This is a genomic window from Streptomyces sp. NPDC001714, assembly GCF_042892755.1.
Lineage (GTDB): Bacteria > Actinomycetota > Actinomycetes > Streptomycetales > Streptomycetaceae > Streptomyces.
In genome coordinates, this window is record NZ_JBIAUL010000027.1 from 19,530 (window position 1) to 35,675 (window position 16,146).

The 16,146-nt window shown below is 72.0% G+C and carries 8 protein-coding genes and 1 pseudogene; all 9 read right to left on the reverse strand.

Annotated elements, in window-relative coordinates; translation table 11 throughout:
• Nucleotides 1-70: 70 nt before the first annotated feature.
• A complete protein-coding gene (locus ACFY0P_RS44995; protein WP_388927715.1) occupies nucleotides 71-2,125 on the reverse strand; it encodes an Ig-like domain repeat protein in 2,055 nt (684 codons plus the stop codon).
• A 731-nt stretch (nucleotides 2,126-2,856) separates the two neighbouring features.
• The gene (locus tag ACFY0P_RS45000; RefSeq protein ID WP_388927718.1) at nucleotides 2,857-4,617 is read right to left on the reverse strand and encodes a dipeptide ABC transporter ATP-binding protein; all 1,761 of its coding nucleotides are present in this window, start codon (nucleotides 4,615-4,617) and stop codon (nucleotides 2,857-2,859) included.
• Nucleotides 4,614-5,474, reverse strand: a complete 861-nt coding sequence (locus ACFY0P_RS45005) for an ABC transporter permease (protein WP_388927721.1) — start codon at nucleotides 5,472-5,474, stop codon at nucleotides 4,614-4,616. The genes ACFY0P_RS45000 and ACFY0P_RS45005 overlap by 4 nt, the downstream gene beginning before the upstream one ends.
• A gap of 57 nt (nucleotides 5,475-5,531) precedes the next feature.
• Nucleotides 5,532-6,470 carry an ABC transporter permease gene (locus tag ACFY0P_RS45010; protein ID WP_388927723.1) on the reverse strand — a complete coding sequence of 313 codons (939 nt, stop codon included), beginning with the start codon at nucleotides 6,468-6,470 and terminating at the stop codon, nucleotides 5,532-5,534.
• Complete coding sequence (locus ACFY0P_RS45015) at nucleotides 6,467-8,119, reverse strand: ABC transporter substrate-binding protein (RefSeq protein ID WP_388927725.1); 1,653 nt, start codon at nucleotides 8,117-8,119, stop codon at nucleotides 6,467-6,469. Before ACFY0P_RS45015 ends, ACFY0P_RS45010 begins: the two co-directional genes overlap by 4 nt.
• A gap of 117 nt (nucleotides 8,120-8,236) precedes the next feature.
• A complete protein-coding gene (locus tag ACFY0P_RS45020) occupies nucleotides 8,237-8,653 on the reverse strand; it encodes a nuclear transport factor 2 family protein (protein ID WP_388927728.1) in 417 nt (138 codons plus the stop codon).
• A gap of 89 nt (nucleotides 8,654-8,742) precedes the next feature.
• Nucleotides 8,743-9,195 carry an ester cyclase gene (locus ACFY0P_RS45025; RefSeq protein ID WP_388927731.1) on the reverse strand — a complete coding sequence of 151 codons (453 nt, stop codon included), beginning with the start codon at nucleotides 9,193-9,195 and terminating at the stop codon, nucleotides 8,743-8,745.
• 25 nt (nucleotides 9,196-9,220) lie between these two features.
• On the reverse strand, nucleotides 9,221-10,009 hold the full coding sequence (locus tag ACFY0P_RS45030) for an SDR family NAD(P)-dependent oxidoreductase (protein ID WP_388927734.1): 789 nt from the start codon (nucleotides 10,007-10,009) through the stop codon (nucleotides 9,221-9,223).
• 38 nt (nucleotides 10,010-10,047) lie between these two features.
• Nucleotides 10,048-16,095, reverse strand: a pseudogene (locus ACFY0P_RS45035) (SDR family NAD(P)-dependent oxidoreductase); the annotation flags it as partial.
• Between the last annotated feature and the right edge of the window lie 51 nt (nucleotides 16,096-16,146).

The window sequence follows — 16,146 nt, forward strand, 5'->3', positions numbered from 1 at the left end:
GGCTTTTTCGGGTACGGCGGTGCCCGGGGCCGGAGCCGGTGTGGTGCCGGCTCCGGTCCTCCGGGGGTGCTCAGTAGCTGGTGATGCTGATGCTCTTGGACTTGGTGTTCACGTAGCCGCTGCCGCCGTAGCGGACGCTGAGCGTGTGCTTGCCCTTGGAGAGCCTGGCGACGGTGATGGTGACCTTGCCGCCGCTGAGGGTGCCGGTGCCGACCTGCGTGGAGCCGTTGTAGATCCGGATCCTGCCGGTCGGGGTGGTGCCGGTGGCGCTCACCTTGACGGTGATCGAGGCGTGCTTGGTGTGGCTGATCCGGGCCGGGGCGGTGACGGTCAGCGTCGGGGTGGCCTTGACGACGGTGAAGGTGACGTTCTTGCTGGAGGCGGCGTGGACGCTGTCGCCGCCGTAGCGGATGCTCAGGGTCTTGCCGCCGACCGCGCCGAGCTTGGTGGTGGCGACCTTGACGGTGGCCTTGCCCGAGGTGTTCAGGGTGGCGGAGCCCACCTTGGTGGTGCCGTAGTAGGCGGCGACGGTGCCGGTCGGGACGGCGGCGTCGGTGTGGCCGACGGTCACCGCGACCGACTCGGTGGTCCCGTAGGCGGGCTTGGCCGCCGAGGCCGTGGCGGTCACGGTCGTGGCCGTCTTCACGGTCGCGGTGGTCGTGGCGGCGTCGCTGTTGCCGTTGATGTTCGCCGCGTAGACCGTGACGGTGTACGTGCCGGCCGCGAGGCCGCTCAGGTTCGCACCGGTGGTGGCGGCGGCCACGTCCTTGTAGGCGTAGCCGCCGACGGCCGCGCCGTTGCCGTCCTGAACGGTGACGCGGTAGTCGCTCACCGAGGCACCGGCGGCGGGGGCCCAGGACAGCTTCAGCGTGCCGGCGCCCGGCGTCGCGGTCACGGCCGGGGCCGCCGGGACGGCCGTGGAGAGGTTGCTGTCCTCGAGGCCGCCGCGCTTGACGTGCTTGTTGGTCGGGTCGGCGACCCCGTTGTAACTGACGTTCAGGAAGCCGAACTTGGCTATCACCGACTGGGCGGCGGCGGAGTCCAGCGCCGCCGTGTGGCTGTCGTCGGTCACGAAGACGTCGTAGAGGGCCTGGTTGAAGAAGACGCTGGTCGGGTCGATGGCCCGGGTAGAGACGACGTTGGAGACGTCACGGCCGAAGGTGGTGTCGGCGAAGAAGTCGGCGTTGGAGGAGATGGTGCCGTCGGCGTTGTCGGTCACCGGCGCGGTGTAGGTGCCGGTGTTCTCCTCGTCCAGCGCGCCGACGAAGGCGCCGCCCGCCACCGCGGTCGAACTGCGGTCCGGGGCCGTGCCGTTGTGCTGGGCGACGAAGCTGGCGACGGAGAGCGGGACGATGTCGCCGGCGTTCTCGACGACGCTGTTCAGACGGTTCTGCTGGACCGCCTTGCCGTCGTAGTCCAGCGTGTCGACGTTGCTGCCGAGCTGTGCGTCGGTGACGCCGATGGCCTTCTGGAAGAAGGTGCGGGTGCCGGAGCCGGAGTTGGGGATGAACGGGTGGATCTTCACCCCGCCGATCTCCGTCAGCGCGCCGGTGTAGATGTCGTGCAACTGCTGCTTGGTCAGCTGGGCGAGCGCGGACCCCTTGGCGGCGTAGCCCACCGCGTCGCGGGCGAAGGGGATCGCGGTCAGCGCGGTGCCGGAGACGGCGGGCGCGCTGGTGTTGCGGGCGAAGTCGAGCTGGTCCTGGATGTCGACGGTGCCGTCGCTCTGGCTGGAGGAGACGGCGTAGTTGCCGCCCGCGACCGAGTCGCTGAGGGCGAGGCGGCCGGCGTTGGCGCCGTTGGGGCGCAGGAACTTCGGCCCGCTCGTCCGGGTCTGGATCTGCGAGGTCGTGGAGCCGGTGCCCGGCTCGGTCGCGTCGTACGACGCCAGGGTGTAGCCGTCCGCGGTGACCGCGGTCGTGGCGTAGCTGGTGCCGTTGACGGTCTCGCCGGCCAGCGCGTCCAGGACGTCCTGGGTGACGTCCGACCCGACGCCGACGAGCTGGTGGGCGGTGATGCCGACGCCCGGGTCGGCGTACGCGGCGGTGGAGGTGAGGGCGAGGGGCGTGGCGAGCGTCGCGATGACGACGGCGGTGGCCACGACGGAGGTGCGTCTCTTGCGCATGGGTGAACTCCTCGGAAGACGTGCCCGCGAGCCGGTCGTTTCCGCGCAGGGGAGAGCGCGGACGCGGAGGTTGCGAGCAGGGGGAAGCGCGGGAAGGCGGATGACCGCAGGGCTGAACGACCGGAATCAGAACGGCTGTCGGCCGATCGTCCAGGAGAAGAGGGAGATGCCTTGGCGTGCCCGCGCACGTGGGGGTCACGGCCGGGAGGAGTGAGCGCGCGTGTGAGTGTCGGTCCGACTCAGCAGCAGGCCACGGCGACGCCGGGGCAACAGCTGGCGCTGCCCACACGCATCAGGTCGACGGCGAGACGCCGCGTCAACGCCGGGGAGGATGTCCGAATCACGCCGGGAACAGTAGCAGCGGCCTTCACAGAGACAACACAACTGGACGATCGTCTTACATGTCGATACAGAATGGGCCGGGCGCAGGCGCTTCACCCCAGTTTGCCCACCTCGTTTTTGAGACAGGTGACGTCCCAGGGTTGGTCGGATTCCGCACACCCGTCACGCGAGCCCTGCGGCTCGGGCTGTAGTTCTCTCACCGCCTGCCGTGCTCGTGATCCGCCGCCACGGCTTCGGCGAGCGCCGGGCAGATCGCCTGGACGAACATCCGGCTCCACGCCGTCCGCTCATCCGCGCCTTCACAAGGCAGTAGCCACCCGAACACGCCCGTGGTGGGGATCGTTGAGCGACTGGTCCCGGACGAGTTGACGGGCGGCTCGTCGGCGTGGTCAGGCCGTGGTCACCCCGGGTACCGCCGCCAGCAGTTCCCTCGTGTACTCCTCGTGCGGGTCGGTGAAGACGGCCGCCACGTCACCGGACTCGATCACCCGGCCGTTCCTCATGACCAGGACCCGGTCGCTGACATGATGGACGACTCCGAGGTCGTGGGAGATGAACAGGAGTGTCACGCCGGTGTCGCGACGCAGGTCGGCGAGGAGGTCCAGGATCTGGGCCTGGACGGAGACGTCGAGGGCGGAGACGGGTTCGTCGCAGACGATCACGTCGGGAGCCGGCGCCAACGCGCGGGCGATGGCGACGCGTTGACGCTGGCCGCCGGAGAGCTCACGCGGGCGGCGGTCCAGTACCGACGCCGACAGCCCCACCTGGTCGAGCAGTTCGGCCACTCTGGCCCGGCGCGCCCGCCCGCGCCGGGGGCCGGCGAGGGCGACGGCCTCCCCGATCACCCGCTCCACGTCGAAGCGGGGGTCGAAGGAACCGAGCGGGTCCTGTTGCACGGCCTGGACGCGGTGCCGCAGCGGGCGCCGTACACGCTCGGGCACCCCGGTCCAGGGCGCACCGTCGAACCGCACCGTTCCCGTGTCGGGTTCGGTCAGTCCGAGGAGAATGCGGGCCACGGTGGTCTTGCCCGAGCCCGACTCGCCGACCACGCCCAGGGTCTCGCCCCGGTGCAGCGTCAGGGAGACGTCACGGACGGCGTCGTACGGTGTGCCGTCGGGTGCTCGGTAGCGTTTGGTGAGGTCCTCCGCCACCACCAGGGGCGGTCCGGGCGGAGCGGTCTCGGTCACCGTGGGGGTGGGGAGGATCTTCGCCGCCGTCGTGGCGGACAGCGGGTGGTGGCAGAGTGTTCCGTGGTCGTCCCGGTCGGGGAGCGCGGTGCGGCAGCCGTCGTCGGCCAGGGCGCAGCGGGCTGTGTAGGCGCAGCCGGCCGGTTCGGCGGGCAGGCCCGACGGCGCGGACGGGGACAGTCGGGTGCCCTTCGCGTGTGTGGTGGGTACGGCGTCCAGCAGCGTCCGGGTGTAGGGGTGGCGTGGTGACCTGAGCACGCGGCCGGTGGGGCCGTGTTCCACGATCCTGCCGCCGTACATGACCGCGACGCGGTCCGCGAGGTCCGCCACCACCGAGAGGTCGTGGCTGATCAGGAGGAGGGCGGTGCCCTCGCCACGGAGTTTGGCCAGCAGGCTCAGCACCTGCGCCTGCACCGTGACGTCGAGTGCGGTGGTCGGCTCGTCGGCGATCAGCAGGTCGGGGGCGGCGGCGACGGCGGAGGCGATCAGGACGCGTTGGCGCAGGCCCCCGGAGAGTTGGTGCGGGTACTGGTCGGCGCGGCGGGCGGGGTCGGGTACTCCCACGTCGGACAGCAACTTCTGTACATGTGGCCGTAGTTCGGCCCGGGGCAGTAGTCGGTGGGTACGCAGGGGCTCGGCTACCTCGGCACCGACGCGGCGCAGCGGATCCAGCGAGACCAGGGCGTCCTGGAGGACGAGACCGATGCGGCGGCCCCGGATGTCGCGCCAGGCGCGATCCTTGAGGGTGCGCAGGTCCGTACCGTCGAAGGTGAGGCGGTGGGCGGTGACCGACGCGCCGCGGCCGGCCAGTCCGGCCAGGGCACGGGCGGTGACGCTCTTGCCGGAACCCGACTCGCCGACCAGGGCCAGGCACTCGCCGCGGTCGAGGCGCAGGGAGACGTCGCGGACGGCGTGCAGGGTCCCGAAGGAGACGTCGAGTCCGTCGATGTCGAGAAGGCTCATCCGTCGGTCCTCCGCGTGAAGCGGGCCTGCGCCCGACGGCCTATGACATTGACGGAGAGCGCGGTGAAGGTGATCGCCGCGCCGGGGAAGACGCCGATCCACCAGGCGGTGGCGAGGAAGTTGCGGCCTTCCGAGAGCATGGTTCCCCATTCGGGCGAGGGCGGTTGGGGGCCGAGCCCGAGGAAGCTGAGCCCGGAGGCAGCGATCAGGGACGAGCCGAACCCGACGGTGGCGAGGACGAGCAGCGGGCCGAGCGCGTTGGGCACGATGTGCCGTACGACGAGCAGGGGGCGGCGCAGACCGAGCACGGTGGCCGACTCGACGTATCCCGAGGTGCGCACCACCAGGGCCTCGGCCCGTACGAGGCGGGCGTAGCCCGGGGAGAAGGCCACCGCGATGGCGATCATCACGTTGAGGGTGCCGGGCCCGAGGATGGTCACGGCGAGCAGGCCGAGCAGGATCGGTGGGAGGGCGAGCAGCGCGTCCACCAGGCGCATCAGTGCCTGGTCGGTCCATCTGCCGCCGAGGGCTGCGGCCAGGCCCAGGACGGAACCGGCGGCCACGGCGAGGACCGTGGAGCCGAGGCCCAGCCACACCGAGGTGCGGGTGCCGTACAGGACACGGGCGAAGATGTCGCGGCCGAGCTGATCGGTGCCGAACCAGTGCGCGGCGCCCGGCGCGGTGAGGGCGTGGACCGGGTCGGTGTCGACGGGTGAGGCGGAGGTGAACAGGCCGGGAAAGGCCGCCGCCAGGACGATCAGGGTGAGGACGGCCGCGGTCGCCACGCGCGCCGGGCGTACGGCGGTGCGGAGCCGGGGTCGCCGCCGTGGCGGGGCGGCGACGGTGAGGGTGGTCATGGGGTGGCGGCCTTTCTCGCCCGGGGCGCCGAACGCCCGGATGCCCGGGGGGACATGTCAACGGGTCCTGAGACGGGGGTCGATGACGAGGTACAGCAGGTCGATCACGGTGGACAGGACGACGAAGACCAGGGCGGACAGCAGCACGAGACCGATCACCAAGGGGATGTCCTTGTTGGTGGCGGCCTGGAGGGTGAGCGCGCCGATGCCCGGGCGGCCGAAGACCGTCTCGACCAGGACCGCGCCGCCGAGCAGCGAGCCGGTGAGCCAGCCGGTGAGGGTGACCAGGGGGATCGCGGCGTGGCGCAGCACGTGCCGGAGCCGTACGGCGGTGTCGCTGAGCCCCCGGGCGCGGGCGGTCACCACGAACGGCTGCGCGAGGGCGGCTTCGAGGCCCTCGCGCAGCACCTGGGCCAGTACCCCCGCCAACGACAGTGCGAGGGTGACGGCGGGTAGGACGAGGGAGGCGAAGTCCTGTGCTCCGGCGACCGGGAAGATCCGCAGCTGGAAGGAGAACGCCGTCAGCAGCAGGATGCCCGTCCAGTAGGCCGGGGTGGACGCGGCGAGGAGTTCGGCGAGGGAGGCGGCGGCGCGCAGGGCCGGGTGGCGTCCGGCGGTGGCCGTCGCCAGTGCGAGGGCCGCGGTGACCGCCAGGAGCAGGGCGAACAGGGCGAGTTGGACGGTGGGCCAGAGCTGGTCGCCGATCAGGTCCGTCACCGGACGCTGGAGCTGGTACGACGCGCCGAGGTTCCCGCTCAGCAGGTTGCCGAGGTAGTGCAGGTACTGCTCGGCCGGCGAGCGGTCGAGGCCGTACTCGTGGGTGATCTCGGCGCGGATCTGCGGGCTCGCGGCATTGCCCGGTCCGAGCATGACGGCCACCGGGTCTCCGGGGATGAGCTGGAGTGTCAGGAAGGCCAGGGTCGCCGCGCCGAAGAGCACGGCCAGCGCGGCGACCAGGCGTTTGACGATCGCCCTGAGCAGTGCGGGCAGGTTCACTTGCCGATCCAGGTGTCGTAGAAGTTCGCCCAGGTGTTCGGGTCGGTCTTCAGGCCGTGGACGTCGGAGGCGACGCCGACGACGGCGGTGCGCACATAGAGCGGGACCTCCAGCGCCAGGTCGATGGCGCGCTGCTGGGTCTTGGCGTAGAGGTCCTGGCGGGTGTTCTTGTCCAGGGTGGTCTGCGCGTCGTCGGTCCACTTGTCGAGGTCGGCGTCCTTGTAGAAGGTCGCGTTCTGGCCGCCCTTGCGGGGGTCGCTGGAGCTGTTGAAGTACAGGCGCAGCACGTCGGGGTCGAAGCGCGCCCAGCTGTAGTCGGCGATGCCCTCCTGACCGCCGTAGACCTTGGCGATGTAGGTGCCGATGTCGAGGCGGGGGCGCTTGATCTCGATGCCGAGCTTCTTCAGGTCGGCCTGGATGGCCTGGCCGAGGGTGTCGCGCTGTTCGCGGATGTACTCCTGCGGCATGAGCGGCCATTCGATGCTGAGGCGCTTGCCGTTCTTGGTGCGGTATCCGTCGGAGTCGCGGCCGGTCCAGCCGGCCTCGTCCAGCGACTTGGCGGCGAGGGTGGGGTCGTACGTCCAGGTGTTCTCAAGGGCCTTGTCGTAGTACGGCGTTGTCGGCGAGATGGGACCCCAGGCGCGCTTGTAGACGCCGAAGTACACGCTCTTGACGGCGGTGTCGATGTCGATGCCGCGCAGGATGGCCCTGCGGACGCGGATGTCGTCGAGAGGCTTCTGGGTGGTGTTCAGGACGAGCGCGTAGTTGGCTCCGGGCGCGTCGGTGGTGAGGACCTGCAGCTGCGAGTTCGCCTCGACGGTCTTGACGTCGGCGGGCGGGATGGGGTCGGCCACCTGGACCTGGCCGCTGGTGAGGGCGCCGACGCGGGTGGCGTCCTGGGACAGGAAGCGGATGGTGAGCTTGTCCAGGTAGGCGGGGCCGGTGTGGGCGGCGGTCGAAGGGGCCCACTTGTAGGCGGGGTTGCGGGTCAGGACGACGCTCTGCCCCTTGGTGTAGCTGGTGAACTTGAAGGGGCCGGTGCCCACGTCGGCGGCGCCGCCCGCGCTGAGCTTGCTGCCGTACTTCTTGATGGCGGCCGGCGAGTAGAACCCGAGGTAGGGGGTGCTGGCGGCTTGGAGGAAAGAGGCGACGGGGGCCGAGAAGTGGACCTCGACGGTGTGGGCGTCGACGACGGTCGTGCCGGTGTAGGGGCCCAGGAGGCTGGACGCGTACTGGGACTTCGTCGACTTGTTGACGATCCGGTCGAAGTTGACCTTGACCGCCTCGGCGTCGAAGGCGGTGCCGTCCGTGAACTTCACGTCGTCGCGCAGGTGGAAGGTGTAGGTCTTCAGGTCCTTGGACGCCGACCACTTGGTGGCGAGCCAGGGGTGGAAGTCACCCTTGGAGTCCTGGTAGACGAGCGAGTCGAAGACGTTGCGCTGGATGGCGCCGGTGATGTCCTGCGGGCTGGCGTGGATGTCGAAGGACACCGGCTCGGTGTCCACGGCGTAGGTCAACGAGCCGCCGCTCACCGGTTTTCCGGTGGCGCCGGCCGCCGCGCCGTCGGTGTCGCCGGCACCGGAGCAGGCCGCGAGGAACAGTGAACCGGCGGCGGCCAGGACGAGGGCTCTGGAGCGGTTGACGGGCATGTGGGAACTCCGGTGTGTTGCGGGCGGGAAGGGCGGCGTACGGCCGACCGGCTGATGACGTGGGGGAATGGCACGAAATTAACCGGGGTGCACGGGCCGCACGCCCCTACCGGACCCCTACTGGACCCGTACCGGGTACCGGGGCACCGAGCGCCGGTGCGCGATGCGCCACCCCTTGGGGGTGCGGACGAGTACGTCGAGGTAGTCGCCGTTGTGCGCGCTGCCGTCGGGGAGCAGCGCGAGGTAGCGGCTGCGGGCGCGCACGGTGCCGTAGGGGTCGGTGGGGTCGACGGTGAAGACCGTGTCCAGGGTGTGGTGGTCGGGGGACCGCTCCCCCAGGCTCCGGTTGAACTCCCTGATGGCTTCGAGGCCGTGGAACTCGCGCCCCGGTCCGGCCAGGATGATGACGCCGTCCTCGGTGAACACCTCCGCAAGACCGTCGAGGTCGCCGTTGTCGAAGACGTGAGCGAACAGAGAGAGCAGGTGCCGGAGTTCGGCGAGGTCGTCGTGACTGAGACCGGCAGGAGAGGACATGAGGGCTCCAAGGAGAACGGGCGCTGCCCGGCCCGTGAACGGGCGGCCGGGCAGCGGATGTTGTCGGGGTCAGCGAGTCGCCGAAGGCGTCACAGGTGTACTTCGGCGAGCTGCTGGATGATGCCGAGGCGGTCCGGCAGCACGTTGTAGCGGACGACCTGCCCGTCGCGGATGGTCAGCCAGCTGATGCTGTGCCCGGTGAAGGGCTTGCCGGTGGCGGGCACGCCGAAGATGTTGCCGGTGTGCAGGCCCTCGATCTTCCAGAACACGATCACCCGGTCGCCCTCGGCGAGCAGGTCGGAGACGGTGACGTGGACGTCCTTGACGTTCTCCCACAGCCACTTGGCGTGTTCGCGGAAGTCCTCGCGGGTGCCGCTGCCGCCGACGCCGACCCGTGTCTCGTCGGCGGCGTCCGCGGCGACGATCTCGTCCAGGGTGTCGAGGCTGCGTCCGTCGACGAACTCCTCGAAGTAGCGCCGGGCGACGGTCTTGTTGCGCTCGATCTCGGTCTCGAAGTCGAAGTTGTTGTGGGTGGAGCTCACTTGGTGCCTGCTCTCTCTCGGTGGGTCAGTGGGCTGCGGGTGCGGGCGGCGGGGGCAGGATGCCTCCGTTGGCGCTCAGTCCGCCGTCGACCGGGACGGTCACCCCGGTCACGTAGGAGGCGGCGGGCGAGGTCAGGAACCAGATGACCTCGGCCTGTTCCCGGGGGTCGGACCAGCGGTGGGCCGGGATGCGGCCGGTGATGAGTGCGGAGAAGTCGGGGTCCGCGATCTGGCCGGCGGTCAGTGCGGTGGCGGTGCCGCCGGGGGCGATGGCGTTGACGCGGATGTTCTGGGCGGCGTAGTCGATGGCGGTGGCCCGCACGAGGTTGATGACGGCGGCCTTGGTGGCGTTGTAGCCCCAGGTCCCGGGGTCGCCGCGCAGCCCGGAGACGGACGAGGTCGCCACGATCGAGCCGCCGCCCGAGGCGCGCAGTGCGGGCACGGCGGCCCGGATGCCGAGCACGACGGAGCGCACGTTGACGGCGAACAGCCGGTCGAAGCGCTCGATCGCGCCGGGTGACTCCAGCGGACCGGCCCCGCCGATGCCCGCGTTCAGCACGGCCGCGTCGAGCCGCCCGAAGCGTTCCAGGGCCAGTTCCACGGCGGCGGAGTTGGTGGATTCCTCGGCGACGTCGCCGAGGAGGGTGGCCACGCCGTCCAGGGTGCCCAGTTTGGCCAGGCCCTCCTCCTGTACGTCCACGGCGACCACCCGGTGACCGCGTTCGGCGAAGAGACGCGCGGTGGCCTCCCCGATTCCGGACGCGGCCCCGGTGACCAGCGTGACCGGCGCCGCGGGTGCGGCTTGTGACGTCATCGTCGACTCCTTCGTGCTTCGGGTGGGTGGGCGGCTGCTCAGGCGTGGCTCTCCAGCGTGTGCAGCCACTGGCGGGCAGCCTCGACCGTGGTCGGGGTGTGCTCCTCCAGTACGGTGAAGTGGTCGCCAGGGATGTCCTCGACGCGGTGCGGCACGGGCCAGTAGGCGCGCCAGTCGGCACGGCCGGTGGGGTCCACGGCCATGTGTCGCAGAGGTGTGTCGGCGCGCAACGCGAGGGTCGGCGCGGCGACGGGCCGGGGCTGCCAGTGGGCGAAGATGTTGTTGTAGCCGCCCATCGCGGTCAGGCTCGCGTCGCTCCACACCATGTCGTAGGCCTCGATGCGGTCGAGCATGCCGGTGAGCAGGGCGGTCAGCCACCACTCCCCCATGCCCTCGCGGACGGCGCTGTCGATGGGGTAGGTGTCGATCAGGAGGAGTCCGGCCGGTGTGCGGCCCTCCTGTTCCAGGCGGGCGGTGACCGCGCTCGCGAGGCAGCCGCCCATGGACCGTCCCACGATGACGAACGGCCGCTCGTCGCCGACGAGTCGGCGCACGGTCTCGACGTGCTGGGTGAGGAACGTGTCCAGGCTGTCGGGCAGCGGGTCTCCGGCCGCCCAGCCCGGCGAGGGCACGACGAACAGGTCGCGTTCGCCCTGGAAGGCGTGGCCGAAGCGGGCGTACTCGTGCGGTCCCGAGATGGCGCTGAGGGCGGGGAAGCACACGACCGCGGTGTCGCGGTCGCCCTGTGCCAGGTGCAGCGGCTGCGGGGTGTGCGCCGCGCGTTCGTCGAGCGTGTACCGTCCGCGCAGTGCGGAGGCGACGCCGATGAGCGCGGAGGCGTCGGCGAACTTCCCCTCGGCGGCGAGCCGCCGGTAGAGCGTGGACAAGGGTTCGTCGTCAGGGGTGCGCGGTGCGGCGACGGGGCCGGAGTCCTGCACCGTACCGATCAACTCGTCGACGTACGCGGCGAGTTCCGCTGGCGTGGGATGGTCGAAGGTGATGGTGGCGGCGAGCCGCAGACCGGTGGCGGCGGTGAGGCGGTTGCGCAGTTCCACGGCGGCCAGCGAGTCGAGCCCGAGTTCGTTGAAGGGAGCGTCCCGCGTCACGGCTTCCGGGCGGGCGGCCAGTACGGACGCGGTCTCGTCGCGGACCAGGGTGAGCAGGATCTCCTGCCGCTCCGCCGCCGTTCGCCCGGCGAGCCTGGCGGACAGCGCGGGTCCTTCCGTGGTGGCGCGGGCCGTCCGGCGGGGCGGTCGCACCAGGCCGCGCAGGAGCGCCGGGACCGGCTGCCGCTCGCGCAGTGTGGCCAGGTCCAGGGGTGCCGGCACCAGGTACGGCACTGCCAACGCGTGTGCGCGGTCGAAGAGTTGCGTCCCCCGGTCGGTGGGCAGGGTGCGCAGGCCCGCCCGGCGGGCCCGGTCGAGGTCGGTTTCGGTGAGGTGGCCGGTGATGCCGCTGGGCTGCTCCCACTGGCCCCAGGCCAGGGACTGGGCGGGCAGCCCGAGGTTGTGGCGGTGGGCGGCGAGTGCGTCGAGGAAGGTGTTGGCCGCGGAGTAGGAGCCCTGGCCGGGGCCGCCGAGGACGGCCGCGACGGAGGAGTAGAGGACGAAGGCGTCCAGCGGGAGGTGCGCGGTCAGTTCGTGCAGATGCCAGGCGCCGTCGGCCTTCGGACGCAGCACGGTGTCGAGTCGGTCGGGGGTCAGGGTGTCGACGAGGCCGTCGTCGACGGTGCCGGCCGTGTGCACGACGGCCGTCAGCGGGTGGCGGGGCGGCACCGAGGCGATGAGCGCGGCGAGCGCGGCACGGTCGGTCGTGTCGACGGCCACGACGGTGACCTGCGCGCCCGCCGCACTGAGTTCGGACGTCAGCTCGTCGGCGCCAGGGGCCTGTGGGCCGCGGCGTGAGGCCAGGAGGAGGTGGCGTACGCCGTGTCGTGTGACGAGGTGGCGGGCGAGGGCGGCGCCGAGCACGCCGGTGCCTCCGGTGATCAGGACGGTCCCGTCCGGGTTCCACCCGCTGCCGGCGGTCTCGTCGTCGGGCGTCCGGGGCGCCCGCGCCAGGCGGGGGACGTAGGCGGTGCCGGCGCGGAGGGCGAGTCGGGGTTCGTCGGCCGCCCGGGCCGCTGCCACGGCGGCGGGGAGCAGAGCGGTGCTCTCCGGGGCCCCGTCGGTGTCGACCAGCAGCAGCCGGTCGGGCTGTTCGGCCTGTGCGGAGCTCAGCAGTCCCCACACGGATGCGGCGGCCAGGTCCGGCTGGTCGGTCTCCCGTACGGCTTGTGCGGCACGGACGACGACGGCCAAGGGCGAGGGCGTCTCCGCATGCTGGTGCAACAGGTCCAGGGCCTCGGCCAGGGCGGCGCGGACACGTCCTGGAACGTCATCGGCCCCGTCCGCTCCATCGAGGTGGACGGCGTCCGGTACGGGGACCGGTCCGGCTCCGGTGGCCAGCTCCCGCCATTCCAGGCGGAACAGGGAGTCGGGGTCGGTACTGCGCGCGGCGGCGAGTTGGCCGGCGGACACCAGACGGGCGTGGAGTGCGGTGATCGTCGCGACCGGGGCGCCCGACCCGTCCGCGAGGTCGACGGCGAGGGTGTCGGGGCCGGTGCGGCCGAGACGTACACGCAGCGCGGTCGCGCCGTCCGCGTACACCCGAACTCCCGCGTAGGCGAAGGGCAGTCGGCTGAATCCTTCCGGAGTGCCGGTCAGGTCGTCGTGCGCGGTGAGATGGACGGCGGCGTCCAGCAGGGCGGGGTGGAGGCCGAAACGGGCGGCGTCGGCGTGCTGCGGTTCGGGCAGGGCGACTTCGGCGAAGAAGGTGTCGCCGTCCCGCCAGGCGGCGCGCAGTCCGCGGAACGCCGGGCCGTACTCCAGTCCGGAGGCAGCGAGTTCGGCGTACACGTCGTCGACGGGAACGGCGGTGGCGCCGGGCGGCGGCCAGGCGATCAGGTCCGCGGTCTCGGCGGGCCCGTCGGCGGGCGGCGCGGTCAGGGTGCCCGTGGCGTTGCGGGACCAGTCGCCGCCGTGCACTCGGGAACGGATGACGACCTCGCGAGCCCCCGTCGGATCGGCGGCGCCGACCTCGACCTGGATCTGTACGGCACCGCGCGACGGCAGGACCAGCGGCCCCTCGACCACGAGTTCGGCGATGACGTCGAGGCCGACCTCGTCACCCGCCCGCCGGGCGAGTGCGAGCAGCGCGGTGCCGGGGACGATCACGGTGCCCTGCACGGCGTGACCGGCCAGCCATGGGTGGGTGCGCAGGGAGAGGCTGCCGGTGAACAGGACGCCGTCGGTGTCGGGCAGCGGTACGGTCGCCGCGAGGAGCGGATGGCCCACGTCGTCAAGTCCGAGACCGGAGGGGCGGGTCGTGGTGCCGGGCTCCAGCCAGTAGCGGCGGTGCTGGAAGGCGTAGGTGGGCAGGTCGGTGCGCCGGGCGCCGCTCGCGGCGAAGAAAGCGGACCAGTCGACGGGCCGGCCGCGGCCGTGCAGCCGGCCGAGGGCGGCCACCGCGGTCTCCGCCTCCGGCTTGTCGCGGTGCAGCGCGGGCAGCGCGAACGCGTCCTCCAGGGTGGCCCGGACCAGGGCGGTGAGCGTGCCGTCCGGGCCGAGTTCGAGGTAGGTGCCGGTACCGGCCGCATCCAACGTGCGTACGACGTCCGCGAACCGGACGGCTTCCCTGACGTGCCGTACCCAGTAGTCGGCGGTGGTGATCTCGTCGTCCGTCGCGATCCGGCCGGTCACGTCGGAGACGACGGGAATCCGGGGCGCCCGGTAGGTGAGCCCCTTGGCCACCCGGGCGAACTCGGTGAGCATGCCGTCCATGTGGGACGAGTGGAAGGCGTGGCTCACGGTGAGGCGTCGGGTGCGCCGGTTTCGTTGGGCGAAGCGGGCGCCGAGCGCGAGGACCGGTTCGATGTCGCCCGAGATCACCACGGAGGAAGGCCCGTTGACGGCTGCCACGTCCACCGCGCGGCCCGGCGCGGCGAGTTCGACCCGGATCTCGTCCTCGGTGGCCTGCACGGCCATCATCGCCCCGCCACGGGGCAGTTGCTGCATCAGCCGGGCCCGGGCGGCGACCAGCGCCGCCGCGTCCGGGAGGTCCAGCACTCCGGCCACATGGGCGGCGGTCAGCTCGCCGATGGAGTGCCCGGCGACATGGTCCGGGCGGACCCCCCAGGATTCGTAGAGGCGGAACAGGGCCACCTGGAGGGCGAAGAGGGCGGGCTGGGTGTACTCGGTGTCGTCCAGCCGGTGTCCGGTCGCGGTCACTTCGGCGATCGGACGGTCCAGCAGCGGGTCGAGGTGGGCCGCGACCTCGTCGTAGGCCGCGGCGAAGACGGGATGGGCGTCGTACAACTGCCGTCCCATGCCGCTGCGTTGGCTGCCCTGCCCGGTGAAGAGGACGGCCAGGGAGCCGGGGTGGGCGTTCGCGGTGTCCGCCGGGCCCTTCTCGGCGAGGTCCCGCAGTGCGGCCAGCAGGGTGTCGCGGCTGTCGGCGACGATCGTGGTGCGCTCCTTGAGCGGTGCGCGGGTGGTGGCGAGCGAGTAGGCGATGTCCAACGGACGGGTGTGCGGCACGCGTTCGGCGAGGCGGGCCGCCTGGGCGCGCAGGGCGTCGGGGGTCTGCGCGCTGAGGACGAACGGCAGGGGGCCGGTTTCGCTCCCGGCGGGTGTCTCCGGCGCGTCGCCGGCGCCCGCCGCCGGGGCCTCCTCCGCCGGAGCCTCCTCGATGATCACGTGCGCGTTGGTGCCGCTCGCGCCGAACGCGGACACACCGGCGCGCCTCGGGCGGCCCACCTCGGTGGCCGGCCAGGGCTGTTCCTCGGTCAGCAGCCGTACCGCGCCCGCGGTCCAGTCGACGTAGGGTGTGGGTTCGTCGGCATGCAGGGTGCGCGGGAGGACTCCGTGCCGGAGCGACTGGATCACCTTGATGACGCCGGCGACTCCGGCGGCGGCCTGGGTGTGGCCGATATTGGATTTCAACGAGCCGAGCAGCAGGGGGCGCCCGGGCTCGCGCTGTTGTCCGTAGGTGGCCAGGATCGCCTGAGCCTCGATGGGGTCGCCGAGGGAGGTGCCGGTGCCGTGCGCCTCGACGGCGTCGACGTCGGCGGAGCGCAGCCCGGCGGCTTCGAGGGCCTGCCGGATGACGCGCTGCTGCGAGGGGCCGTTGGGCGCGGTGAGGCCGTTGGAGGCGCCGTCCTGGTTGACGGCGGAACCGCGCAGGACGGCCAGCACCGGATGGCCCAGGCGCCGGGCGTCGGAGAGGCGCTCGACGAGCAGCAGCCCGACTCCCTCCGCCCAGCCCGTGCCGTCGGCGCCCGCGCCGAACGCCTTGCAGCGGCCGTCGGCGGACAGCCCGCGCTGCCGTGCGAACTCGACGAACCCCTGCGGCGTGGACATCACGCTCACCCCGCCGGCGAGCGCGAGGTCGGACTCCCCCGAGCGCAGGGACTGTGCGGCCAGGTGCAGGGCGACCAGGGACGACGAGCACGCCGTGTCGACGGTCACGGCGGGGCCCTCGAAGCCGAAGGTGTAGGAGATCCGGCCCGAGGCGACGCTGTCCAGGCCACCGATGCCGAGATACCCCTCCAGTTCGCCCGGCGCGTCGCCGAGTCGCGGGGTGTAGTCGCCACCCGCGATACCCGCGAAGACGGCGGTACGGCTGCCCTTGAGGGAACGCGGGTCGATGCCCGCGCGTTCGAAGGCCTCCCACGCGGACTCCAGCAGCAGCCTGTGCTGGGGGTCGGTGGCGAGCGCCTCGCGCGGGGAGATGCCGAAGAACTCGGCGTCGAAGTCGCCCACGGTGTCGAGGAATCCGCCGTGCCGGGTGTAGGAGGTGCCGACGCGCTCCGGGTCCGGGTCGTAGACGGCGTCCAGGTCCCAGCCGCGGTCGTCGGGGAACTCGGTGATGGCGTCCACGCCGTCGCGCACCAGCGCCCACAGGTCGTCCGGGGAGGCGACCTTGCCGGGCAGACGGCAGGCCATGCCGATCACGGCGATCGGCTCGCGCCGGCTCTCCTCGACCTCCTGCAGCCGCCTGTTGGCCTGCCTGGCGTCGTTGAGCGCGCGCTTCAGATAGTCGCGGAGCTGCTGCTCGGTGGCCATCGGGGTACGTACCTCTTCCCGTCGGGTTGGTCC